The organism is Pantoea rwandensis (assembly GCF_002095475.1).
Lineage (GTDB): Bacteria > Pseudomonadota > Gammaproteobacteria > Enterobacterales > Enterobacteriaceae > Pantoea > Pantoea rwandensis.
Genome location: NZ_MLFR01000001.1, coordinates 256,896 through 280,356, shown reverse-complemented (window position 1 = coordinate 280,356; position 23,461 = coordinate 256,896). Strand labels below are relative to the sequence as shown.

At 52.2% G+C, this 23,461-nt stretch carries 18 protein-coding genes and 1 pseudogene; 10 read left to right on the top strand and 9 right to left on the bottom strand.

Translation table 11 applies throughout. From position 1 onward, the window contains the following. Positions 1–248: 248 nt before the first annotated feature. On the top strand, positions 249–2,117 hold the full coding sequence (gene kup, locus HA51_RS01315; protein WP_084931417.1) for a low affinity potassium transporter Kup: 1,869 nt from the start codon (positions 249–251) through the stop codon (positions 2,115–2,117). 279 nt (positions 2,118–2,396) lie between these two features. After that, entirely contained in the window at positions 2,397–2,702 is a 306-nt protein-coding gene (locus HA51_RS01310; protein ID WP_045815559.1) for a YdgH/BhsA/McbA family protein, read from the top strand. Positions 2,703–2,728: 26 nt separating this feature from the next. On the opposite strand, the gene HA51_RS01305 is transcribed toward HA51_RS01310, so the two are convergent. The 7 genes and pseudogenes from HA51_RS01305 to HA51_RS01275 form a co-directional block, all read right to left on the bottom strand. Beyond that, positions 2,729–3,688: a LysR family transcriptional regulator gene (locus tag HA51_RS01305; protein WP_084931415.1), complete on the bottom strand. Its 960-nt coding sequence runs from the start codon at positions 3,686–3,688 to the stop codon at positions 2,729–2,731. A 30-nt stretch (positions 3,689–3,718) separates the two neighbouring features. Further along, positions 3,719–4,633: an alpha/beta fold hydrolase gene (locus tag HA51_RS01300; protein WP_084931413.1), complete on the bottom strand. Its 915-nt coding sequence runs from the start codon at positions 4,631–4,633 to the stop codon at positions 3,719–3,721. Continuing rightward, the gene (leuD, locus tag HA51_RS01295; protein ID WP_084931409.1) at positions 4,626–5,255 is read right to left on the bottom strand and encodes a 3-isopropylmalate dehydratase small subunit; all 630 of its coding nucleotides are present in this window, start codon (positions 5,253–5,255) and stop codon (positions 4,626–4,628) included. The genes HA51_RS01300 and leuD overlap by 8 nt, the downstream gene beginning before the upstream one ends. 1 nt (position 5,256) lies before the next feature. Further along, positions 5,257–6,678 (bottom strand): 3-isopropylmalate dehydratase large subunit, encoded by a 1,422-nt coding sequence (gene leuC, locus HA51_RS01290; protein WP_084931408.1) that lies wholly within the window; start codon positions 6,676–6,678, stop codon positions 5,257–5,259. Between the two features lie 137 nt (positions 6,679–6,815). Continuing rightward, a pseudogene (locus tag HA51_RS01285) lies at positions 6,816–8,119 on the bottom strand (NAD(P)/FAD-dependent oxidoreductase). Positions 8,120–8,135: 16 nt separating this feature from the next. Further along, positions 8,136–8,558, bottom strand: coding sequence for a RidA family protein (locus tag HA51_RS01280; protein ID WP_084931406.1), 423 nt, complete (start codon positions 8,556–8,558; stop codon positions 8,136–8,138). Positions 8,559–8,585: 27 nt separating this feature from the next. Beyond that, on the bottom strand, positions 8,586–9,725 hold the full coding sequence (locus HA51_RS01275) for an ornithine cyclodeaminase family protein (protein ID WP_084931404.1): 1,140 nt from the start codon (positions 9,723–9,725) through the stop codon (positions 8,586–8,588). Between the two features lie 230 nt (positions 9,726–9,955). On the opposite strand from HA51_RS01275, the gene HA51_RS01270 reads away from it, so the two are divergent. The 3 genes from HA51_RS01270 (at position 9,956) to mqo (ending at position 14,253) form a co-directional block, all read left to right on the top strand. Beyond that, complete coding sequence (locus HA51_RS01270; RefSeq protein WP_084931402.1) at positions 9,956–10,786, top strand: helix-turn-helix domain-containing protein; 831 nt, start codon at positions 9,956–9,958, stop codon at positions 10,784–10,786. A gap of 149 nt (positions 10,787–10,935) precedes the next feature. Continuing rightward, positions 10,936–12,324, top strand: a complete 1,389-nt coding sequence (locus HA51_RS01265; protein WP_084931400.1) for an APC family permease — start codon at positions 10,936–10,938, stop codon at positions 12,322–12,324. A gap of 282 nt (positions 12,325–12,606) precedes the next feature. After that, positions 12,607–14,253 carry a malate dehydrogenase (quinone) gene (gene mqo / locus HA51_RS01260; protein WP_084931398.1) on the top strand — a complete coding sequence of 549 codons (1,647 nt, stop codon included), beginning with the start codon at positions 12,607–12,609 and terminating at the stop codon, positions 14,251–14,253. Between the two features lie 48 nt (positions 14,254–14,301). Here the strand turns inward: mqo and HA51_RS01255 are convergent, their stop codons facing one another. Then, positions 14,302–15,213 (bottom strand): LysR family transcriptional regulator, encoded by a 912-nt coding sequence (locus tag HA51_RS01255; RefSeq protein ID WP_084931396.1) that lies wholly within the window; start codon positions 15,211–15,213, stop codon positions 14,302–14,304. Positions 15,214–15,312: 99 nt separating this feature from the next. Between HA51_RS01255 and HA51_RS01250 the strand changes: the two genes are divergently transcribed. Both HA51_RS01250 and HA51_RS01245 read left to right on the top strand, forming a co-directional pair. After that, a complete protein-coding gene (locus tag HA51_RS01250) occupies positions 15,313–16,737 on the top strand; it encodes an aldehyde dehydrogenase family protein (RefSeq protein WP_084931394.1) in 1,425 nt (474 codons plus the stop codon). A 13-nt stretch (positions 16,738–16,750) separates the two neighbouring features. Beyond that, positions 16,751–17,440, top strand: coding sequence for a type 1 glutamine amidotransferase domain-containing protein (locus tag HA51_RS01245; protein WP_084931392.1), 690 nt, complete (start codon positions 16,751–16,753; stop codon positions 17,438–17,440). A gap of 7 nt (positions 17,441–17,447) precedes the next feature. On the opposite strand, the gene HA51_RS01240 is transcribed toward HA51_RS01245, so the two are convergent. Then, entirely contained in the window at positions 17,448–18,341 is an 894-nt protein-coding gene (locus HA51_RS01240) for a LysR family transcriptional regulator (protein WP_084931390.1), read from the bottom strand. Between the two features lie 332 nt (positions 18,342–18,673). Here HA51_RS01240 and HA51_RS01235 point away from each other — a divergent pair, with 332 nt between their 5' ends. The 3 genes from HA51_RS01235 to HA51_RS01225 are packed head-to-tail and all read left to right on the top strand — an operon-like array spanning position 18,674 to position 23,367. After that, positions 18,674–19,024 carry a helix-turn-helix domain-containing protein gene (locus HA51_RS01235; protein ID WP_084931388.1) on the top strand — a complete coding sequence of 117 codons (351 nt, stop codon included), beginning with the start codon at positions 18,674–18,676 and terminating at the stop codon, positions 19,022–19,024. Between the two features lie 36 nt (positions 19,025–19,060). After that, positions 19,061–20,221: an efflux RND transporter periplasmic adaptor subunit gene (locus HA51_RS01230; RefSeq protein WP_084931386.1), complete on the top strand. Its 1,161-nt coding sequence runs from the start codon at positions 19,061–19,063 to the stop codon at positions 20,219–20,221. Further along, the gene (locus tag HA51_RS01225) at positions 20,221–23,367 is read left to right on the top strand and encodes an efflux RND transporter permease subunit (RefSeq protein ID WP_084931384.1); all 3,147 of its coding nucleotides are present in this window, start codon (positions 20,221–20,223) and stop codon (positions 23,365–23,367) included. The genes HA51_RS01230 and HA51_RS01225 overlap by 1 nt, the downstream gene beginning before the upstream one ends. The last annotated feature ends 94 nt before the right edge of the window (positions 23,368–23,461 follow it).

The window sequence follows — 23,461 nt, the reverse complement described above, 5'->3', positions numbered from 1 at the left end:
CGCTCCAGTTAGTAACCGTTTAACTGTGGCGAATTTATGGTCGCCAGTCGTCAGTTTGCTTCTTATTTATCGACTATTCTGAGATCAAAAAGTAAACCGAGATATAAAAATGTCGTAAAAATTTCATTGCCTGGCGTAAAAATGCAGTGCATAAAATCGCCACCTGCTATTCACCAGGCAGGGAAAAAGGTATGTTCGCCGTCATACACAGCCATCGCTGCTCCACGCTGAAAAGAAACAGGAAATTTATGAGTCAGACCGAGAAACAATCTCTGCCTGCTGGCATGCTGGCCGCCGCAGGGATCGTGTTTGGTGATATCGGTACCAGCCCGCTATATACCTTGAAAGAGTGTCTTTCCATCTTACCCGATGGCTCTGTATCCACCGTCGCCGTGATGGGCTTCTTATCGCTGATTTTTTGGGCGCTCACGCTAATCGTAACATTGAAATACGTCTGTTTTGTCATGCGGGCCGACCACGACGGCGAAGGCGGCATTTTGACGCTGATGTCATTGGCTCGCCGCAATGTCAGCCCGAAAATCGGCCATATTATTGTGTTAGCCGGTCTTACCGGTGGGGCATTCTTTTACGGTGACGGGATTATCACCCCAGCGATATCCGTGTTATCCGCGATTGAAGGGATGGAAGTCGTTTCACCGCACCTGGACAAGTTTGTCGTCCCCTTGGCGGTCGTGATTCTGACACTGCTGTTTATGATCCAAAAACATGGCACTGAGAAAGTCAGTAAAGTGTTTGGCCCCGTCATGTTTATCTGGTTTGTTTCGATTGGCTTATTAGGGATTCGCGGGATCGCACTCAATCCCACAGTGCTCCACGCCCTCAGTCCTTCCTACGCGCTGACGTTTTTATTGACGCATAAGGCGCTTTCCTTTGCTGCGCTCGGTATGGTGGTACTGGCAGTGACCGGTGCCGAAGCACTGTATGCTGACATGGGACACCTTGGTAAAGCGCCCATTCGTATGGCATGGCTGGTGATAGCGATGCCCGCGTTGGTGCTCAACTATTTTGGACAGGGCGCACTGGTTATTGCCGATGCTCAAGCCATTAATAACCCGTTCTTTAACCTTGCACCTGGCTGGGGACAGATCCCACTCATCGTACTCTCTACGCTCGCCACCGTTATCGCGGCACAATCTGTGATTTCTGGCGTTTACACTTTGACGCATCAGGCGATTCGCCAAGGCTTCCTCCCCCCGATGCGTATTGTGTTTACCTCACATACCGAATCCGGGCAGATCTATATTCCGGTCGTTAACTGGCTGCTTTTTGTCGCAGTCACCGTGATCGTGCTGGCGTTCCGCCAATCTTCAGCCCTCTCCTCGGCGTACGGTATTGTGGTGACAGGCACCATGGTGATAACCGCTTGTCTGGCTGGCGTGGTGGCGTTACGTAACTGGAAATGGCCGCTACCGCTGGCATTAGTATTTCTCATCTGTATGCTGACCATCGATATCCCCCTGTTCGCCGCCAACTTGATGAAATTGTTATCCGGCGGATGGGTGCCGGTAGTCATGGCGCTGACCATGATGGGGTTAATGCTGATTTGGAGTACCGAGCGTAATCGATTAATTAAGAAGTTGAATAACGACCCGGAAAGCCTTCAGGCTCTGGTGAAGTCGCTGGAAACCAACCCGCCGAGTCGCGTGCCGGGTACGGCGATTTTCCTCGCTCGTAAAGAGTTTGAGATCCCACAAGCCCTGCTGCATAACCTCAAACATAATCGTGTGCTGCACAAACGCGTGGTGTTGCTGAATATTCGCACCACCGATACCCCGCGCGTGCACAACCAGCAACGCATCACCATTACGCAGCTGTCACCGTCATTCTGGCAAGTCACGGCGGCCTATGGGTGGCGTGAGGTTCCTTCAATGGCTGAAGTGCTGCATTTATGTGGGTTAGAGGGCTTTGGTTGTACCGTCAATGAAGCTTCGTTCTTCACTTCCCATGACACACTGGTGATGAAAAAACGTAAAGGGTTGTCACGAGTCAAGGGTGGCATCTTCCACTTTTGCCAACGCAATGCGTTACGGGCACATGAACAATTCAACATTCCACCGAATCGAGTGATCGAGTTAGGTGGGCAACGCGAGTTTTAACAAAATGGGGCGCCTGGTGCGCCCCAACTGATTAAATAGTCCGCCCTAAATGTAAGCAGATGAAAAAATATTCCCTAAAGTTTATCAGAGTTGTGGCTGAACTTTTCTTAACAACTAATTAGCAATTAAAGCTAAAACGCATAACCTCAAAAGGTGTTTATTAAGCCTACCGGCGCCGATTACCTGCCGTGCGCAACTGCCGGGTTTAATAAACCAATCATCAACAATAAAACGTGTCGCTTCGAAATCGGCTCAGTTGTTATTTTGAGGAGTAAGACCATGAAAGAACTTATTAACGACGTGATTTCTATTTTCACACCGCAAAATGTTAAACCAGTATTAGTCCGTGCTGACCTCACTCATCGCGAACTTTCATCCATTCACCCCGTCGGCTTCACTTCAGTGAGCTGGGCCACGTCGATGGAAGAGTTGACGGATGCGATAGTGAAAAAGACGCTTGCTGCCGGCGCTGTCGGTTATCACATTACTGATGTCGAATCGCATGAACCGGGCCATGATGGTCAGCATGTGATGGCGGCGACTGCCACGCTGTACCACATCAACAGCAAAGTGGCATACGGCTGATGTTAACCTACGCATTCAAGCCTAAATTAAGCCTGCCACTCCCGTGACAGGCTTTTTTCTGAAAAGTATTGCACCAAAAAATCAATAAAGACTTTTATGCGCGGCGATTCTGACGTCCGTTGCGTATACACCGCCCAGATATTCGCTTCCTGATACCACTGCGGTAATACATGCACCAATTCTCCCCGCGCCAGATAGGGTTCGACATCCCATGCAGAGCGCAGAGCAATACCGTGCGACTTCAGAGCCCAATTAAGAATAACCTTGCCACTGTTCGATGAATAATGACTATTCAGACGACACAATATCTTTTGTTCCCCGTCAGTGAGTGGCCAATTGCCAAACGTACTGTGCTTTTCATTAATGATAAGACAGCTGTGATGAATTAACTCATCCAACGAATTGAGTGGCGCTGATTGGATTAAATAGTCAGGAGATGCGCAGAGAATTCGCCGGTTGGCGGCCAGTTTGCGTGCAATGTAGGCGTGATTAAGGTCGTCTCCAACCTGAATATCCACGTCGGTCCCCGACTGCATTAAATCAATTTCCCGGTCGCTGAGGATCAGCTTGATATTCAATGAAGGGTGCTGAGAGATAAAGGCAGAGATGGCGTCAGAGAGATAATCCTGCCCAAACCCCATCGAGCAGCCCACAGTCATATCGCCGGACAATTCCCCACGCCACTGCCGGAAATTGCTGAGGAAGGCATCCATTTCCTGAAGCACCTGCTGTGCTCCTTCCAACGCTTTCTCACCTTCTGGTGTCAGGCGCATCACACGGTTGGTACGAAAAAACAGTCGGGTTTCCAGCTGCTTCTCCAAAATCGCAATACGTTTACTGATATAGGAAGGAGACTGGCCAAGTTCAACTGCGGCACGCCCAAAACCGTCATGGCGCGCCACACTGATGAAAACATAGAGATCTTCGATAGCAGGCCAGCCCTGCAAGGGTTTCTGGACGTTTTTTCCGGCAAGCTCTCGCTTCATGGCATCACACTGTTAACGGGCATCGCAGGGTTATAGCACAGAATCGAGGAAGCCTTGTAGCTGCGCCAGGAACACATTCGGGACCTCTTCCTGCGGGGAGTGCCCACAAGGCAGTGCTGCACCCTGCACGTCAACGGCTTTATCCTGCCAGGTCGAAACGACATCGTATAATTGACCCACTGTGCCCTTCTCGCCCCAAAGCAACTGCAGTGGGCAAGCAATACGTTTCTCGCTGTCCTGCGAATCATGCGCTAAATCGATGGTCGCAGCAGCGCGATAGTCTTCACACACCGCATGAATCATCTCAGGTTGCTGATAACAGCGCAGATAATCGTTAAAAACCGCTTCTGATGTAGCACCCGGTGTTTTTAACTGACCCTCGATATGTTTTCTCAGGAAAAATGCCGGATCGTGGCCGATCATGGTTTCCGGCAGCGGATAAGGTTGGATCAAGAAGAACCACCAGAAATAGCGGGTGGCAAAGGCTTTATCGGTTTTCGCATACATGGTCGCTGTAGGCGCAATATCGACAAAAGTACAACACGTGACCTTTTCAGGATGGTCGAGCGCCAGACGGTGCCCAACCCGAGCGCCGCGATCATGCCCCACGAAAGCCACACGATCCAATCCCAACGCATCAATCAGCAGGCTGATGTCATCCGCCATGCTGCGTTTCGCGTAGGTAAGATGTTGTTCATCGCTGGCCGGCTTGTCACTGTCGCCGTAACCGCGTAAATCCGGCAGTATGACCTGGTATTTTTTCGCCAGCTCTGGCGCAACTTTACGCCATGCCAGATGGTTTTGTGGATGGCCATGCAACATCAGTAACGGCGAGCCTTCGCCGCCAGTGGCAACACGCAGTGTCACACCATTAGCGAGTTTTACATCCTTTAAAGCAAAACCGTCGATAAACGGTGATGCTCCTCGATCCGTCATTTCACTCATCTTGTTGTCCTTTTACCCGCTGCAACCACGGACGTTGAGCAAAATGCTGTTTTTCGAACTGCGCAATGTCAGGCTCGTACTGCAATGTCCAGTCAACTGCACTGCCTCCACCCAACAACATCTCGCGTTTTAATGCGCTGACTTCAAAGTGCAGTGTTTGATTATTGAAGCAGAGGGTCTGATGTTCCAGCGATATCGTGATTTCATTATGTGCGGCATCGAGAGTGGCCTCGCTCAGTTGTTGATACGCTTCTTCGCTGAGTGTCAGTGTCAGCACACCATTTCGTTGGCAGTTGTCGTCGAAGATACCCGCAAAGCTCGTGCCAATAAGGGCACGAATCCCCAGCTGATTCAGTCCCCACACGGCGTGTTCACGGCTGGAGCCACAGCCAAAGTTGGCGCCTACCAGTAGAAATGCAGCCTGATCCCAACCGGGTTTATTCAGTATGAAATCAGGATTTGGTGAGCCGTCAGCCAGGAAGCGCAGGTCGAAGAATACGCCCCGATCAAGCCCTTGGCGGTCAATGCCCTTGAGGAATTGCTTGGGCATGATGACATCTGTGTCGATATTGGCGGCGGGTAAAGGTGCGATTTTGCCGGTGATACTGTGAAATGCTTCCATTTTAACCCTCTACTGTCATCAAACTGCGAACATCGACCAGATGGCCGGCTAATGCAGCAGCGGCCACCATCGCTGGGCTCATCAAATGCGTGCGAGCACCCGCCCCTTGTCGGCCGGGAAAGTTGCGATTAGTGCCAGAGGCACAGCGGTCGCCGGGTGCCAAGACATCTTCATTCATTGCAAGGCACATTGAGCACCCTGACTGACGCCACTCAAATCCGGCATCGATGAAGATGCGGGCTAACCCTTCAGCTTCCGCTTGCTGACGGACTTGAGTCGAACCCGGCACAATGATACCGCGCACGTGGCGGGCAATTTTACGTTCACCAATCACCGCAGCGGCAGCTCGGAGGTCTTCAATTCGGCCATTGGTACAGGAGCCAATAAACGCATGGGTAATGGCGATACTTTCCAGCGGCGCGCCGGGCTCCAGACCCATATATTTCAACGCAGTTTTCAGCGCCTGCTGTTTGATTAAATCTTTTTCCAGTGCGGGATCCGGTACGCGCCCACTGATTGCACTGGTTTGGTCCGGGCTGATGCCCCAAGTGACTTTCGGTTCGAGATTGCTGCAATCCAGGGTCAACGCGTGGTCAAATTTCGCCTCTTCATCGCTTCGCAGCGTAAGCCACTCACTTTTTGCCTGCTGCCACAAATCGCCAGTCGGCATTTGCGGTTTGCCCTCAATATAGGCAAACACCTTTTCATCCGGCGCGATAATCGCACCGCGAGCGCCTGCCTCAACGGCCATATTACACAGGGTCATGCGACCTTCCATGCTCAGTGCATCAATGGTTGCTCCACAGAATTCGATCGCATACCCGGTCGCACCTGAGGCACCAATACGTTCAATCAGCGCCAGAATGATGTCCTTAGCGGAACAACCATAAGGCAGTTCGCCTTCGACCTTCACTTGCATGGTTTTTAATCGGCGATAAATCAGGGTTTGTGTCGCCAGCAAGTGTTCAATTTCAGAGGTGCCGATACCGAAGCCCAATGCGCCGAACGCGCCGTAGGTGGTGGTGTGGCTGTCACCGGCAGCAATCACCATGCCGGGCATCACCAATCCTTGTTCATGTGCGACCACATGTTCAATTCCCTGGCGTGGGTCCATCACATCAAACAGTTCGATACCAAAATGGGCGGCGTTCTGACGGAAATAGTCGACTTGCAACTGTCCACCGGCATCGGTCATGGCTTCATCACGTTCCGGTCTGGTCGGATTCACATGATCCACGTTGAGCAAGATGGTGGCGGGATGTCGCACAGGGCGTTGATGTTCGCGCAGGCCACTGAATGCCTGCGGGCTGGTGTATTCATTCAAAATAGACCGATCAATATAGAGCAACACATGTCCTTCATCGTCTAACTTGCGTACGACATGCTGATCGATCAGTTTTTCATACAGTGTTTTGTTAGCCATGCGATTGCCCACATAAAGTATTAACAAGTCATTAGAGACATTAGGGTAATACAGAAGCGGGCGAGTTAATGAACACGGTACGTGATGTAATGATCTATGAAATGTAACTTATGGGCGACTAACCAGCCGCCCCTGAGTTAATGGGAAGAAATCAGACGCTCAAAGCGATAAGGCGTGGGATCGATGAGCGGTGGATGCCCAGTCACCAAATCGGCCGCTAACTGCCCTGCAGCCGGTGATGTGCCAAAACCGTGGCCTGAAAAACCAGTGGCCAGCGTTAATCCCGGCATTGACGCCACAGGGCCAATCACCGGGTTGGAATCCGGCGTCACATCAATGACGCCCGCCCATGACTCTGCCATGACGGCTTGCTGAAACACCGGCCAGGCGGCACTGAGATTTCGCATTGCCTCCCCGTTCAATGCCGGATTAGCCAGCGGGTCGAGTGTACGGACTTTCTCAAAAGGTGTACGTCGATCGTTGCGCCAACGACGTGCCATCGCCAGATCCTTGAGGAAATATTTACCCAGTGAAATGCGTAAGTTGTCGCGTGCATGGCGTAATTGAGGCATATAGCGCGTCCCAATTAACAAATGGTCAAGCGTCAAGGGGGCATCCAGCGCACCGCGTTGCGTGATGATGAAACCGCCATCCTGATGCTGACGGAATGAAAAATCTGGCGCACCTACTGCGATGTTGGCGGGTCCTTGCAGCGGTTTGGTCCGCATGACCGAGCAGATCAGTGGCAAGGTTGGCAAATTAATGCCGAGATTGCCGAGGAAGCGACGTGACCAGGCACCGGCAGCGAGTAACACCTGATCACAACGAATCTCACCGCGCTCCGTTACCACGCCACTGACCTTGCCGTTGCTGGTGGCTAAACCACGCACAGCACAGTGCTCAATGATAATCGCGCCCTTTGCCATGGCCGCTTTAGCAATGGCGCTGGCTGCGAGCGTGGGTTCTGCACGTCCATCAGAGGCGGTAAAAATACCGCCCGCCCATTTTTCTGCGCCACCGGGCACGCGCATCGCAATCTCGCTATTGCTGAGCAGTCGGGTGTCCATTTCAGCGGCGCTTACGCCCTTTAGCCACTTTTCATGCATCGCCATCTGCGTTTCATTGCGGGCGATAAACATAATGCCGGCCTGGCGGTAGCCACATCGCTTCCTACACGCGTGGCCATCTGCGCCCATAAACGGTCAGCGGCCTGGGCCAGAGGGATATCCTCCAGCGCCCGGCTGGTTTTACGGATCCAGCCCAGATTGCGTGATGACTGCTCGCCCGCGATACGCCCTTTTTCCAGCACCACCACTGGAATGTTGCGCTCCGCGAGCGTCAGTGCGGCCGTTAACCCTACAATGCCACCGCCAATGATCACCACAGTGCTGGTATCCGGCATCATTGGCGAGGTGACCACGGGCGTAATAACAGGTGCCATAGCGTATCTCCCGCCCTTACAGGGCCACGGTAATTTCCTGAACCTCGGCTTTACCTGCGCCGCGGTATGCTGTGACTTCCAGTTCGACTTTGTAGACGGTCGAGCCTAGTGGAGGACAGGTCACGGTTGACGCCGGGTTAATACCGCGGAACTTCTCGCCAATGATCGCCATCACGGTGGGAACATCATCCGGGTTCTGAATAAAGACGCGCGAGCACACCACATCCTGCAGTGAAGCATCAATTGCCGCTAAGGCCGCTTCGATATTGGCAAATACCTGTAAGGTCTGTTCACGCAAATCAGCGGGAATTTCTTTGGTTAGCGGGTTGCGTCCTGCGGTGTTGGAGACATAAATCCAGTTATCGACTGCTACAATACGTGAATAACTGGCTTGCTCTTCAAACTTGGAACCGGTTTTAACTTTGATGATATGCGTCATAATGTGCTCTCTTTTAATTGGTTGGTTTTAGCTTAAAACGGGTGTTTCCCACAGGTTGAGCTTCACGCCGATGCCTTTCTCAATCGCATTGCGATACAGCACCGTGCCCCATGCAACGTCTTCAACCGGCATACCTCCGACTGACATGATGATGATCTCTTGATCGTTTTGACGTCCGGGCGCATCACCGGCGACGATCTTGCCGATGTCTTCCAACTGCTCAGCTTGCAGCTGTCCCTCGGCCACCATATCCATGAAGCGCACTCCGATAATGGGAATGGTGCGATGCGCCGGTTTCGGCACCTCTTCAAACCAGGCGTGATATAAGCCAGTGTTATCCAGCACCTTGCGAACGTCCGGCTGCTCCATGCCTTCGTCAATGTTGCACAATGCCGGCATCGCCAAAAACGCTCCCGCCTTGACCCACTCACGTTTCACCAATGGATAAGTATTCGGGTCACCGACTTCACCAGAGCTGCAATAAGTGACAATGTCACTCCCGCGAACCACCTCCTCTAGCGTATTAACAATGTCGACGTGCTTGATTTGTGGATAGGTTTCTTGCACCCAAGTCAGGAAGTTATCGAGGCTCCGCTGCCCACGTCCTTTGACTTTAATGGTGTCGATATGCGGACATACGGCGATAAAAGCGGCGACGGCGGTCTTGCCCATCACTCCCGGTCCCAACAGACCAATTATCCGCGAATCTTTACGTGCCAGATGGCGTGCCCCCACGCCAGGCACGGCGCCGGTGCGATACGCGGACAACAGGTTGGCGGACATGTGCGCCAGAGGGGCGCCAGTTTCAGCATCATTCAGGGTGAACATCAGAATCGAACGTGGCAGACCTTTTTCTCGGTTAGCGATGTTGGAGCCATACCACTTCACGCCTGCGGTACAGAAATTGCCGCCCAAATATGCCGGCATTGCCATCATGCGGCGGTCAGCAGTGGGTTTTGGCATGGTTGGAAACGGTGAGTTTTCTGGGAAAGTCACCATTGCACCATGCGAGTCATTATTTGCGCCCGCCATACGATAGTCGCCGTGATACAGCAGCCCAAACATCTCTTCCATGGTGTCCACGCAGGCGGACATATCGGTCACGCCTGCACGAATCATGTCTTGCTCCGACAGGTAAATAAAATCGATTCGGGTTGAATCACTCATAGGTCGCCTCTTCAATCAGTCTTTTGGTCGATGTCCCGCTGCCGCGAAAATTGCCATATATAGCGATGTCACAGGCTTACACCGTCGTATTAACGGGGGTTTTCGCTGTGTGAAATAGAAATAACGCGTCAGATGTCCGGCTGTATTGAATATTTGCGACATGGCGAAACGCAGGCGTGGCACAGCGCTTGCATCACTCAGGCTCTATCTAGCCCGTTGCGGAGCACGCCATGACACAACTTCCTTTGTACCGCCACAGTGGTTTCCAACCCGAACAGCCTTGGTTTGTGCTTAATGCCGCACGACACTATTCAGTGATCGCATCGGATAACCCGGCGATTTCACATTTCTACAGCTTTGAAGTGGCGCAGAATGCCTGCATGACGTTGGCTATACCGGATGGTTGCGTGGATATCGTGTTTGATTGCGATGCGCAACATCCCCGCGCGCGCGTATGCGGTACAACGCTGGAGGCGCGTGGCGCTGATATGCAACACAATCATCACTATTTTGGTGTGCGTTTTGCACCGGGGATCATTCCCGATTTCCTGGATGTGATGGCGGAAGAGATACCCGATCGAGAATTCAGTTTTCTCGATGTGGTACCCGATGCGCGCTTAGCGTTCGAACAGATTGTGCAAGCGCGTGATTTTACCCGCCAGATTGCGCTGTTTAACGCTTATTTCACGCCGCGCTTGGTGCGTAAAGCCTCAGCGGTGACCTCAATGATTATCCAGACGATGCGCCAGCTGCAGGGCAACATTCGCATCGATCAGTTGGAAGCGCTGACCGGCTACACCTGCCGCACTATTCAGCGCCAGTTTCGTCAGGATACCGGCATGTCGCCCAAGGCATTCAGCCGTATTTTGCGGTGTCAGTCTGCCATCAACAGCATCCATTTAAGGCAGGATCTGTCGTTTAGCGATTTGGCATTTGATCTTGGCTTCAGTGACCAATCCCACTTTTTGCGTGAATTTAAAAAATTCGTGAGCACCACGCCCTGTGACTACCAGCGCCGTATTACCCATGATGACTATTTCCATCGTCTACAGTTTCACTGAGCACTAAAAGAGTGCAGTGATGCACTGTGCCCTTGTCCGATTTTTTCTATCCGCCAGCCTCAAGGCTGAGAAATGATGCCGCTACGTTACCTGCCTCAGGCGGCACAGATTGCCTGGGAAATTTCTATCAGCGGTTGAGGGCATTGGCGATGAATACGGATTCCGGCTTACGCAAAAATACGTTGGGTTTGTTTTCTCTGGTCTTTTTTGTTGTCGCGGCAGCTTCACCGCTGACCGGCGTGGTGGGTGGTTTACCGGTGGCCATTATCTCCGGCAACGGCGGTGGCATTCCGGTGTTCTATATCCTGTCCTGCATCATTCTGATGTTGTTCGCGGTGGGTTTTATTGCCATGAGCCGTCACGTGAATAATGCCGGTGCTTTTTACACTTACATCTCTAAAGGAATGGGGGAAAACTGGGGAGCGTCAGCATCGGTGCTGGCCGTTATGGCCTATATCTCCATTCAGATTGCAATTGTGGCGATGCTGGGATTCTTTACTCAACTCTTTATTGAAGCGCATTTTTCCACCCATATTCCTTGGTGGGCGCTCAGCATGCTATTTGTTTTAATCTGCTGGATATTAAGTATTAAACGCGTTGAAGTTGGCGGAAAACTGCTGGGCGTATTGATGTTGGCTGAAGTGGCGATCGTGTTGTTAACCGATGTCATGCTGTTAATCAAAAAAGTCGGGCCTTATACCTTTCAATCCTTTGAACCTTCGGTGTTTATGCAGGGTAATTTGGGCATCGCGTTTATTTTTACTATTGCAGCCTTTATTGGTTTCGAATCCACCGCTATTTATGCGGAAGAGTGTCGTGATCCGCATAAAACCGTTCCCCGCGCGACGGTTTGCGCTTTGCTACTGATTACCGCCTTCTTTTGCTTCACCAGTTGGTCACTGGTGCAGGCCTACGGATTCGACCAGATTGTGGCCATTGCCAGCAAAGATCCCGGCAACTTCGTTTTTAATATCACCAGGCAGTACGTCGGACAATGGGCGGTTGAAACCATGTCCGTATTGTTGATTACCAGCTTGTTTGCAGCTGCATTGGCCTTTCATAACAACATCTCACGCTATCTCTTCAGCATCAGCCGCGATGGATTGATTTGGAAAGAGCTGTGCAAAACACATCCCACCAACGGTACACCGCATAATGCCAGCCACGTTCACAGCGTCATTATGCTGATGCTACTCGCGGGTATGGGCAGCGCAGGGTTGGACCCTATGATCCATATCTTCGCCATTGGCTCGGCGGTGGCAACGTTGTGCATCCTGGTCTTGCAATTAGGCGTCTCGGCTGCAGTGGTATTGTTCTTTCGTCGTACAAAGAGCAGCAATAGCCGTTTTACCGTGTTTTGGGCACCTCTGCTTTCCATGATGTGTATGACTATCACCATTATTTTGGTGGTGAATAACCTTCAGTCTTTGAGCGGCAGCGATTCGGGTATCGTTAAGTGGATTCCCTGGTTTATTGCTGGTTGTGCGTTAGCAGGTTATGGCTTGTCGATGAAACGTGGCGTGAAGGTCCACGCCTAAAAAAAACAAACGCTTGCTGAATAAAACCTCAACATCAGCAAGCGTTTAATTTGACCTAAGTGGCGTTGCCAGATATAAAGAATAACCGCGTCGGATAAGCGGATATATCTCCCTACTTTTCTATTTCTCGCCTAAATTCTCATCACTTCGCTTTTATGTAAGTTAAGTAATTAACACCAATACTTTATTAACTAAAAACAAGTTAATCTTTTCGTAACAATCTTTTAATTTGCAAACCGAATTTTTAACGTTTACCTGCAAAGTATAAAGATCAGGATCAGAATGACTCACATCAAACAAATCGTACCTGCCCTTAGCCTGGCAGCGCTGCTGGTCTCTTCAGTGGTCCACGCTGAAAATGCACCAGAAAAAACCGATGTTCTGTTGATTGGCGGCGGCGTCATGAGCGCCTCGCTTGGCACATGGCTGCAAGAGCTGCAACCGGGCTGGAAACAGCTGATGGTTGAGCGTCTGGATGCCGTGGCGCTGGAATCGTCAAACGGCTGGAACAACGCGGGTACCGGTCACTCTGCTAACATGGAGCTGAACTACACGCCAGAGCGTGCAGACGGTTCAATCGACGTTAGCAAAGCGCTGGAAATCAACGAATCCTTCATGATTTCACGCCAGTTCTGGACTTCGCAGGTACAGCGCGGTGTGTTGCACGATCCACGCTCGTTCATCAATTCCACGCCACACATGAGCTTTGTCTGGGGCGACAAAAATGTTGAATATCTGACCAAGCGTTACGATGCCTTGCAGAAAACCACCCTGTTCCAGGGCATGAAGTTCTCAACCGATCACAAGCAGATCGAGCAGTGGGCGCCGCTGGTGATGGAAGGTCGTGACCCGAATCAGAAAGTTGCAGCCACCTGGACGCCAGTGGGCACCGACGTTAACTACGGTGAAATCACCCGTCAGCTGATCGGCAGCCTGAAGAAAGATCAAAACTTCAAGCTGGAAACCTCTTCTGAAGTTACCGATTTCAAGCGTAACAGTGACAACTCTTGGCACGTCACGATTAAAGACGTGAAGAGCGGTGAAAACCGTGCGGTAGACGCAAAATATGTGTTCATCGGTGCAGGCGGCGCAGCCATCAAATTGCTGCAAAAAACCGGTATTCCAGAAGCAGACAACTATGGCGGATTCCCGGTAGGGGGTTCTTTCCTGATGACGGAAAATCCAGAAATTGCTAACCGCCACCTGGAAAAAGTGTACGGTCAGGCTTCTGTAGGTGCCCCACCGATGTCGGTTCCCCACATCGATGCGCGTAACCTCGACGGTAAACGCGTAGTGCTGTTTGGGCCGTTCGCGACCTTCTCAACCAAATACCTGAAAAACGGCTCGCTGTTTGATCTGCTGAGCGCTACCACCACCAGCAATATCATGCCAATGACCCACGTCGGTATTGATAACTTTGATCTGGTGAAATACCTGATTGGTCAGGTGATGCTGAACGACGACGATCGCTTCGCCGCGCTGAAAGAGTACTATCCAAACGCGCGTAAAGAAGACTGGAAACTGATCCAGGCAGGTCAGCGTGTTCAGATCATCAAGAAAGATGCCGATAAAGGTGGCGTGCTGAAACTGGGTACTGAAATCGTGACCGATCAGCAGAAAACTATTGCTGCTCTGCTGGGCGCATCACCGGGTGCCTCTACCGCTGCGCCAATTACTCTGGATGTAATGAAGAAGCTGTTCCCAGAGCAGTTCGCTTCACCAGAGTGGCAAGAGAAGATCCGTGCGATCATCCCAAGCTTTGGCCAGAAACTGAACGGCAACACCGCCCTGACCCAGCAAGTATGGGACAACACCGCAGAGACACTGCAGTTGACCAAACCGCCTGTCATCAACATGGGTGAGCAGTCAGTTGCACCGACGCAAGCGAAACCGCGTGCTGAGTCTGCGAAGCAGGACATGGCGCTGTAATCACTACGCGCGAATGATTGAAGCAAAGCCGGACAATGTCCGGCTTTTTTATTTGCGCGTGACTAAATCATGGCCTGTGTTACCCAACCCCCAAACCAACGCTTGCCGTGCATGCGCCACTCGCGGTTGCCGCAGAGCGCTAGGTAGCCAGATCAGGTTATAGCGAATCTCCGTATCGCCGATTGGAGCGGGTAAACTCACTAATTCCCCCTGCTCCAGCTGTTCCTGACACAAGAATGCGGGCATCACCGACCAGCCAAATCCTCGACACAGCAAACTGCGTTGACCACGCAAATCCTGACCCACTACGGCGGGCAGCAGCGCCTGGTATTTGACGCGATTTTTATCCAGCCAATGATCAATCAGGGACAGTTTTAAGTCATAGGCGAGCAACGGTTCTTTAATCAAACTGGCGGTAAAATCCTCACTCTGCTGCAAGCGCGCGGCGACGGCTGGCGCGGCAACGGCGACCACACGATCGCGGAAGATCACTTCCCCTTTTAAACGCGGGTCCGTCACTGGATGCGCGGTGATCCCGAGATCGCAATGGCCTTCAATCACCATCTGCGCCACCAAGGGACCATCGCCGGTGTGCATATGCACGCGAATACCGCTCTCCAGCAGTGGCAATAACTCGCCTGACAGTTTCTCTGCCATAAAATCGGCATGTCCGATGATCTGCAACGTACCGCTGACATCCATAGAGCGGGCACGTGCCGAAGATAGCGCGGACTCAGCAGTATCCAGCGCGTTGCCAATGTCGGCAGCCAAATCATCAGCCACCGCCGTCGGCGTGACGCCATGCACCAGTCGTTCGAAGAGAGGACGTCCTACCGCCACCTCCAAACCGCTAATATGTTGCGACACCGCAGGCTGTGTCAGGTTTAAGGCACGCGCCGCACCCGAAATAGAACGCTGGCGATAGACTTCCATAAACGTACGTAACCGAACCAGTGACATAGCGCCCCATAAATTATTTTATACCCCTACCAAAATAGCCTTGTTAGCCGTCAAAGGCTAGCGCGAGTAAGCTGCCTGCATCTTGAAACGCACAGGAATATCAACATGTCACTTCAGCAGGATTTACAACGTGTACTGCAAACTATGAAGCAGGCACATCTCCAGAACGCACCCGCAACAGCTGCAATGCGTCGCGACCGTTTGTTGCGCAGCGTGGCACTGATTCGCGACAACCATGTTGCCCTGGAAGCCGCGATAAGCGCCGATTTCGGTCATCGCAGCGCCTATCACACCCAGGCTGCGGACCTGATGACCACCATCAATATGTTGCAGCACTCAGCTGAACATCTGGAGCAGTGGATGCAGCCTGAAATCTCCGAGGTTCCGGTGGCAGGCATGCAGGCGCGAATTGAGTCACAACCGCTGGGCGTGGTCGGCATCATCAGTCCATGGAATTTCCCGATTAACCTGGCATTTGGTCCGCTGGCTGGCGTATTTGCTGCTGGCAACACGGCGATGTTGAAACCCTCGGAGCTGACACCCAAAACCTCCGAATTATTGGCGGAACTCGTGCCACGTTACTTCGCCGCTGATGAACTCACCGTAGTGCTCGGAGACGCCAGCGTAGGACAAGCTTTTAGCGCCCTGCCGTTCGACCACTTGGTCTTCACCGGCAGTACCGCCGTTGGCAAGCACGTTATGCGCGCTGCGGCAGAAAATCTGGTGCCCGTGACGCTAGAACTGGGCGGCAAATCTCCGGTGGTCGTGGATAGCGATGCGGATGTCGCGATGGCTGCGGCGAGAACGCTGACCATCAAAACCTTTAACGCCGGGCAAATCTGTATTTCTCCCGATTATCTGCTGCTGCCGCAGGAGGCTGAAGCTGCGTTTATCACTGCCGCACAGCAGTTTATCCAACAGGCGTTTCCAACCCTACAGGCTAACCCCGATTACACCGCCATTATCAGCGACCGTCACTATCAGCGACTGATCAACCTGATTGAGGATGCGCGTGCTAAAGGGGCACGCATAATCAGCCTGGCACCGATTGGTGAGCCTGACTTTGATGCACATAGCCGCAAAATCGCGCCTCATCTGATTCTGAAAGTCACCGAAGAGATGGCGGTAATGCAGGAAGAGATCTTTGGTCCCTTACTGCCAATTAAAAGCTACAGCGGTGATGTCAAGGAAGCGATTAACTACATCAATGCGCATCCGCGACCGTTGGCGGCCTACTATTTCGGTAGCGATACGTCGCGTCAGCAGATGATCGCCCAGCAAACGACCTCCGGTGCACTGGTGATAAACGATGTCATGACCCATGCTTCTCTCGACAGCCTGCCCTTTGGCGGTGTGGGAGCATCCGGTATCGGGGCATATCACGGAATACATGGTTTCCGTCGTTTTAGCCACGCTAAGCCGATTGTGATCCAAGATGAGGCAGGCACGGTGAATTTACGTTTGCGCGCGCCTTATCAAGACAAAAGCGCCGCACTGAACGAATTACTGAATAACCAACATTAATTGAGGAATGAAAATGAAAATTTTGATGGTTCTGACGTCTCACGCTGAACTGGGTAATACCGGCAAAAAAACCGGATTCTGGCTGGAAGAGTTCGCTGCACCTTACTTCGTGTTTAAAGATGCGGGTGCAGAAATTGTCTTGGCCTCTCCTGCAGGTGGTCAACCTCCGCTCGATCCCAAAAGTGATTTGCCTGAGTTCCAGACTGAAATGACCGCGCGTTTCAAAGCGGATGCAGCGGCGCAACAAGCACTGGCGAATACCGTGAAATTAGCCAGCGTGCACCAGCAGGAATTCGACACGGTGTTTTACCCTGGCGGTCACGGTCCTCTTTGGGATCTGGCCGAGTCAGCGGATTCCATTCAACTGATCGAATCCTTTGACCGTGCCGGTAAGCCCATCGGCTTTGTCTGCCATGCGCCTGGTGCGTTACGTCATGTGAAAGCGGCAAATGGCGCGCCGTTGATCCAAGGTAAACAGGTGACAGGTTTTACCAATGGTGAAGAAGCGGCGGTCGAACTCACCGACGTGGTGCCATTCCTGATTGAAGATGAATTCATCAAGCTCGGTGCGCACTATCAGAAAGGCGCGGATTGGGCTCCTTTCGTCGTAGAAGATGGCAATCTGGTGACCGGCCAAAACCCAGCAAGCTCTGAAGACGTGGCGAAAGCCCTACTGCTGCAACTGGCGGCGCAGCGTCCATAAACGCAATTCAGCCCTGATAGCGCACCGCTTCCAGTAATTTGGCAAAGGCGGCGGTGTGCTGTTTACGGCTAGGATAATAGAGGTAATAACCGTTAAACGGCTCACTCCAATCCTGCAATACGCGTCGCAAATGCCCCGCTTCAATATACTGGCGTACGGCATCTTCAGGCACACAAGCGATACCCATGCCGGAGAGAGCAGCATCAATGCGCGAGGCCAGGTTATTAAAAACTAACTGCCCCTCAACTTTGACACGAATTTCTTTGCCGTCTTTAGTGAATTCCCAGTTATATAACCCGCCTAAGGTTGGCAAGCGCATATTAATACAGTTGTGGTTTTGCAGTTCATAAGGCGTTTGAGGCACACCATGCTCGGCAAAATAGGCATCGGTGGCGACAATTGCCATGCTCCAGTCCGGCCCAATCCGCACCGCTACCATATCCTTTTCAACTTGCTCTCCCAAGCGCACCCCGGCATCAAAACGACCGCTGACGATGTCCGTCAGCGTGTTATCGACCGAAAGCTCCACCTTCACCTCGGGATATTGCAACAAGAACGGTTTGAGCAACGGCCACAAGGTGGTAGAGAGCGCATGTTCGCCGGCCGTAATGCGGATGGTTCCAGTGGGCTTACCTTGATTCGCCACCAGATCCTGCAATGCTTTCTCAATATCGATAATCATCGGCTCGACGCTTTTAATCAGCTGCTCACCGGCTTCTGTCGCCGCAACACTGCGTGTGGTTCGGGTTAATAAACGGGTATTGAGGCGCTCTTCTAAACCGCGTATCGCATGACTCAATGCCGATTGGGAAACACCCAACTTTGCCGCCGCGCGCGTGAAACTTTGCTCACGCGCCACTACTACCAGATAGGTGAGATCGTTAAAATTTTCCTTTAGCATGACCTATTCCTTTCATTTTTTGACTATCAAAAGCAGGGTCAATATACATACATTGCAATATATGTGGATATTTCACGAGTCCTACGGCACAAAGCGTTAAATTGTGACAAGCATCAACTCCTGTCTCCTGCGCCCTCTATTGTCATGATCTATTTCAGCGCCATTGATGAGTGGATTTCATAAAGCCTATCGTGAATCGGCAACTAATAAAATGTACTTTGTAATGATACTGTTAGCCTGTCTCTGAGTGTGTTGGTCAACTGGCGAACATCATAGAGATCGTGGCGGACGCATCGCGTTCGGACTGACTCTACGTCAACAGGGCAGCCATAATGGACAGACATGAGATCCTCATTCACGACCTGATTACATGGATTGATGACCATCTGCGTCAGCCACTGAAAATAGAAGATGTGGCACAGCGCGCGGGGTATTCAAAATGGCATTTGCAGCGCCTATTTCAGCGCACTATGCATATTAGTTTAGGCAATTATATTCGCGATAAAAAACTGGCTTCGGCCGCTGAGGATTTGATTAGCAGCAATGAAGCGGTAATTGAAATCTCGGTGAAATACGGCTACGACTCGCAGCAGTCTTTCAGCCGATCGTTCGTCAGAAAATATCACATACCGCCAGCAACCTGGCGGAGATTAAATACGCAGAAATATCCTTCCCAGGTGTAATTCACCTCTACGACCGGCCTCCGGGAGAAAATCAGAATGCCCCACACTGTGGCAATTAAGCCGCTGGCTTTGCTATGCGCGTCATTTACCTTTTTATTAACCGGCTGTGATGCGGCCTCAACCCCCACATCCAGCACGACATCAGCACCGGATGTGCAGGTCGTCACGCTGCAATCGGCTTCGATCCCTGTCACCGCAGAACTGCCTGGCCGCACTTCAGCCTTTCGCGTGGCCGAAGTGCGTCCACAAGTCTCAGGGATTGTGTTGCAACGCAACTTTACCGAAGGCAGTGATGTTGCCGCTGGCCAGGCACTGTATCAGATCGATCCTGCACCGTTTCGCGCCAGTTACAATAACGCGCGTGCTGCACTTTCTCAGGCAGAAGCCAATGCCCGTATGGCACAGCTGACGTTAACCCGCTATCGCGCATTGGCAGGCACGCAATATGTGAGCCGTCAGGATGTCGATCAGGCAGAAGCAACCGCAGCACAAACACGGGCGGCAGTGGATGCAGCCCTTGCTGCCAGTGAATCGGCGCGCATCAACCTGGCGTGGAGCACGCTCAAGTCGCCGATTGGTGGCCGTATTGGTCGCTCATCCGTTACTGAAGGTGCTTTAGTTCAGAGCGGACAAACCGCGGCGCTCGCCACCGTACAACAACTCGATCCCCTGTACGTCGACGTCACTCAATCCAGCGATGAATTTCTGCATCTGCAGCAGGCTTTTGCCAGTGGTCACCTGCAACAAAATACCGGCAAAGCGCGTGTTGATGTGCTGTTAAGTGACGGTTCACGTTATCCGCACAGCGGCACGCTGGCGTTTTCAGATGTCACAGTGGATCCCACGACCGGATCAATCACGCTGCGTGCCATTGTTCCGAACCCCGAGCATCAATTGCTGCCCGGTATGTTTGTGCGAGCCCAGTTGGATGAAGGTCAGGATCCCAATGCACTCCTGATTCCACAGCAAGCTGTTACCCGCACCCCGCGTGGGCAAGCCACCACGCTGGTTGTCGGCGCGGATAATAAGGTTGAAGTGCGTGCAATTACGGTTGCAGAAGCCGTGGACGATCAGTGGCGTGTCACCGAAGGGGTCAAATCTGGTGAACGCGTGGTTGTTGCGGGCCTGCAACGCGCACAGCCCGGCATGGTGGTGCACCCCGTGACGATGTCTAAACTCGCAGGGAGCACTCACTGATGTCGAGATTTTTTATTGACCGCCCCATTTTTGCCTGGGTGCTAGCCATTATCGTGATGCTCGCGGGTGCGATTTCAATCCTTAAATTGCCGGTTGAACAGTATCCCGATGTCGCCCCTACTGCGGTACAAATCCGTGCAACCTACCCTGGTGCTGATGCCACTACCCTGCAGAACAGTGTTACGCAGGTCATAGAGCAGAACATGAGCGGGCTGGATGGCCTGATGTACATGTCATCAACCAGTGACTCCTCCGGTACGCTGCAATTGACGCTGTCATTTGAGAACGGGACCAATGCGGATATCGCACAGGTGCAAGTGCAGAACAAGTTGCAGTTAGCCACGCCGTTATTGCCTCAAGAAGTGCAGCAGCAAGGCATCACAGTACGTAAATCCTCCAGCGTGTTCTTCCTCGTGCCGGGCTTTGTTGATGAAAGCGGTCGTATGAGCATGGAAGATATCGCCGATTATGTGGCGGCAAACCTTAAAGATCCTATTAGCCGCATAAATGGCGTTGGCGATACCACCCTGTTCGGTTCGCAATATGCGATGCGCATCTGGCTTGACCCGAACAAACTCAACACTTATCAACTCACTCCCGTTGATGTGATGACCATGATCCGCTCACAGAATGCCCAGGTAGCCGCCGGGCAATTGGGTGGCGCGCCTCCGGTTAAAGGCCAGCAGCTGAATGCCTCCATCATCGCCCAAACGCGTCTCACTTCACCTGAAGCCTTCGGCAATATCCTGATGAAAGTGAACAGTGATGGTTCGCAAGTACGCCTACACGATGTCGCTCGCATTGAGCGCGGTGGCGAAAACTATAATTTCGTGGTGAAGATCAATGGCAAACCGGCGTCAGCATTGGGTATCCAACTGGCAAGTGGCGCCAATGCGCTGGACACGGCGAATGCGATTCGTGCTCGTATTGACCAGCTCAGGCCTTATTTTCCTCAAGGGCTGAAAGTGGTGTATCCCTACGACACCACTCCGTTCATCAGCATCTCGATTCATGAGGTGGTAAAAACGCTGTTTGAAGCCATCGTATTAGTGTTTTTGGTGATGTACCTGTTCCTGCAAAACCTGCGCGCCACGCTGATTCCCACCATTGCCGTGCCGGTGGTGTTGTTGGGCACCTTTGGGATTCTCAGCGCGTTTGGTTACTCGATTAACACCCTGACGATGTTCGGCATGGTGCTGGCGATTGGGCTGCTGGTCGATGACGCCATTGTGGTGGTGGAAAACGTCGAGCGCGTGATGGCGGAAGAAGGGCTAAGACCCAAAGCCGCTACGCGTAAATCCATGGGGCAGATTCAGGGCGCCTTAGTGGGTATTGCACTGGTCCTTTCGGCAGTATTCGTACCCATGGCCTTCTTTGGCGGCAGCACGGGTGTCATTTATCGCCAATTTTCGATCACCATCGTTTCAGCCATGGTGTTATCGGTGTTGGTGGCGCTGATCCTGACGCCTGCGCTGTGTGTCACCATCCTGAAACCGATAAAACCTGGCACCCACACTCAACATCGCGGATTTTTTGGCTGGTTTAACCGTAAATTTGATCAAAGTAGTCACCATTACAGCAATGTGGTGGCTCGCATGCTGCACCGCAGCGGGCGGTTCTTGCTGATATATGCGCTACTGGTTGCAGGCATGGCGATTCTGTTCATGCGCCTGCCAACGTCATTCCTGCCGTCTGAAGATCAGGGCGTATTGGCGACTCAAGCCATTCTCCCGGCAGGCGCAACCCAGGAACGTACCCAAGCGGTGCTGGATCAGGTCAATGACTACTACCTCACACAGGAGAAGGACAACGTTGAGAACGTGCTGACGGTGAACGGTTTTGGCTTCGCCGGGCGTGGTCAAAACGTGGGTATCGCGTTTATCGGCCTGAAAGATTGGTCACTGCGTCCTGGTGACGGGAATAAAGTGGATGCGATCGTCAGCCGCGCAGCTAAAGCATTCAGCAAGATCCTTGATGGAAATGTCGTGGCATTTAACCTGCCGCCGATTATTGCGTTGGGTAATGCCACTGGTTTTGACTTTGAATTAATTGATCAAGGCAGTTTAGGTCACGACAAGCTGTTGCAGGCAAGAAATCAGCTATTGGAACTGGCGCGCCAGCACCCGGACATACTCACCGCCGTGCGCCCTAACGGCATGGAAGATAGCCCGCAGTTCAAGCTCAATATTGATCAAGAAAAAGCTACTGCGTTAGGTGTCGATCTTTCCGATATCAACACCACCTTAAGCAGCGCTTGGGGTGGTAGCTACGTCAATGACTTCGTTGATCACGGGCGCGTCAAAAAAGTCTATGTGATGAGTGATGCACCTTACCGCATGATGCCAAAAGACATCAATGACTGGTACGTGCGAGCCAGCAACGGAAAAATGGTGCCATTCGCCAGTTTCTCCACGGCGGAATGGGTCTACGGTTCGCCACGACTGGAGCGCTATAACGGCTTGTCCTCACTCGAAATTCTCGGACAACCTGCGCCAGGGAAAAGTTCTGGTGAGGCCATGGCATTAATGGAGCAGCTGGCGCAGCAACTGCCTGCGGGTATCGGGTTCGACTGGACGGGCATGTCATTCCAGGAGCGCATGACCGGTGAACAAGCCCCCGCGTTGTACGCACTCTCTCTCATCGTGGTGTTCCTGTGTCTGGCGGCATTGTATGAGAGCTGGTCGATTCCGTTCTCTGTGATGCTGGTGGTGCCACTCGGCGTATTGGGAGCCTTGCTTGCTACCCTGCTTCGCGGCCTCAGCAACGATGTCTACTTCGTGGTGGGTTTGCTGACCACTATTGGTCTGTCGGCTAAGAATGCCATTTTGATCGTGGAATTTGCCAAGGATCAGATTGAGATCGAAGGCAAAGGCGTTATCGAAGCCACACTGGATGCTGCACGTATGCGTCTGCGCCCAATCCTAATGACGTCACTGGCATTTATTCTCGGCGTTCTCCCACTGGCACTGAGTTCAGGTGCCGGATCAGGCGCGCAAAATGCCGTAGGTACCGGCGTGATTGGCGGCATGGTGGCGGCCACCTTGCTCGCTATCTTCTTTGTTCCAGTGTTCTTCGTGGTGGTTCGCAACCGTTTTGCGGGCAAAAAGTACGAGGAGGAAGACGAGGAGGAGCGCTCGCTTAATTAATGATTTTGACTCATAGGTTCTAGCGAATTATCACGACTAATCACGACAGTCCGGCTTTGATACGCTCAGTCGGACCCTAATCAGGAGCACATGA

Bases quoted from the DNA above. Each gene is read 5' to 3' on its own strand.
- kup (WP_084931417.1), top strand. From the start codon at position 249: ATGAGTCAGACCGAGAAACAATCTCTGCCTGCTGGCATGCTGGCCGCC.
- HA51_RS01310 (WP_045815559.1), top strand. From the start codon at position 2,397: ATGAAAGAACTTATTAACGACGTGATTTCTATTTTCACACCGCAAAAT.
- HA51_RS01305 (WP_084931415.1), bottom strand. From the start codon at position 3,688: ATGAAGCGAGAGCTTGCCGGAAAAAACGTCCAGAAACCCTTGCAGGGC.
- HA51_RS01300 (WP_084931413.1), bottom strand. From the start codon at position 4,633: ATGAGTGAAATGACGGATCGAGGAGCATCACCGTTTATCGACGGTTTT.
- leuD (WP_084931409.1), bottom strand. From the start codon at position 5,255: ATGGAAGCATTTCACAGTATCACCGGCAAAATCGCACCTTTACCCGCC.
- leuC (WP_084931408.1), bottom strand. From the start codon at position 6,678: ATGGCTAACAAAACACTGTATGAAAAACTGATCGATCAGCATGTCGTA.
- HA51_RS01280 (WP_084931406.1), bottom strand. From the start codon at position 8,558: ATGACGCATATCATCAAAGTTAAAACCGGTTCCAAGTTTGAAGAGCAA.
- HA51_RS01275 (WP_084931404.1), bottom strand. From the start codon at position 9,725: ATGAGTGATTCAACCCGAATCGATTTTATTTACCTGTCGGAGCAAGAC.
- HA51_RS01270 (WP_084931402.1), top strand. From the start codon at position 9,956: ATGACACAACTTCCTTTGTACCGCCACAGTGGTTTCCAACCCGAACAG.
- HA51_RS01265 (WP_084931400.1), top strand. From the start codon at position 10,936: ATGAATACGGATTCCGGCTTACGCAAAAATACGTTGGGTTTGTTTTCT.
- mqo (WP_084931398.1), top strand. From the start codon at position 12,607: ATGACTCACATCAAACAAATCGTACCTGCCCTTAGCCTGGCAGCGCTG.
- HA51_RS01255 (WP_084931396.1), bottom strand. From the start codon at position 15,213: ATGTCACTGGTTCGGTTACGTACGTTTATGGAAGTCTATCGCCAGCGT.
- HA51_RS01245 (WP_084931392.1), top strand. From the start codon at position 16,751: ATGAAAATTTTGATGGTTCTGACGTCTCACGCTGAACTGGGTAATACC.
- HA51_RS01240 (WP_084931390.1), bottom strand. From the start codon at position 18,341: ATGCTAAAGGAAAATTTTAACGATCTCACCTATCTGGTAGTAGTGGCG.
- HA51_RS01235 (WP_084931388.1), top strand. From the start codon at position 18,674: ATGGACAGACATGAGATCCTCATTCACGACCTGATTACATGGATTGAT.
- HA51_RS01230 (WP_084931386.1), top strand. From the start codon at position 19,061: ATGCCCCACACTGTGGCAATTAAGCCGCTGGCTTTGCTATGCGCGTCA.
- HA51_RS01225 (WP_084931384.1), top strand. From the start codon at position 20,221: ATGTCGAGATTTTTTATTGACCGCCCCATTTTTGCCTGGGTGCTAGCC.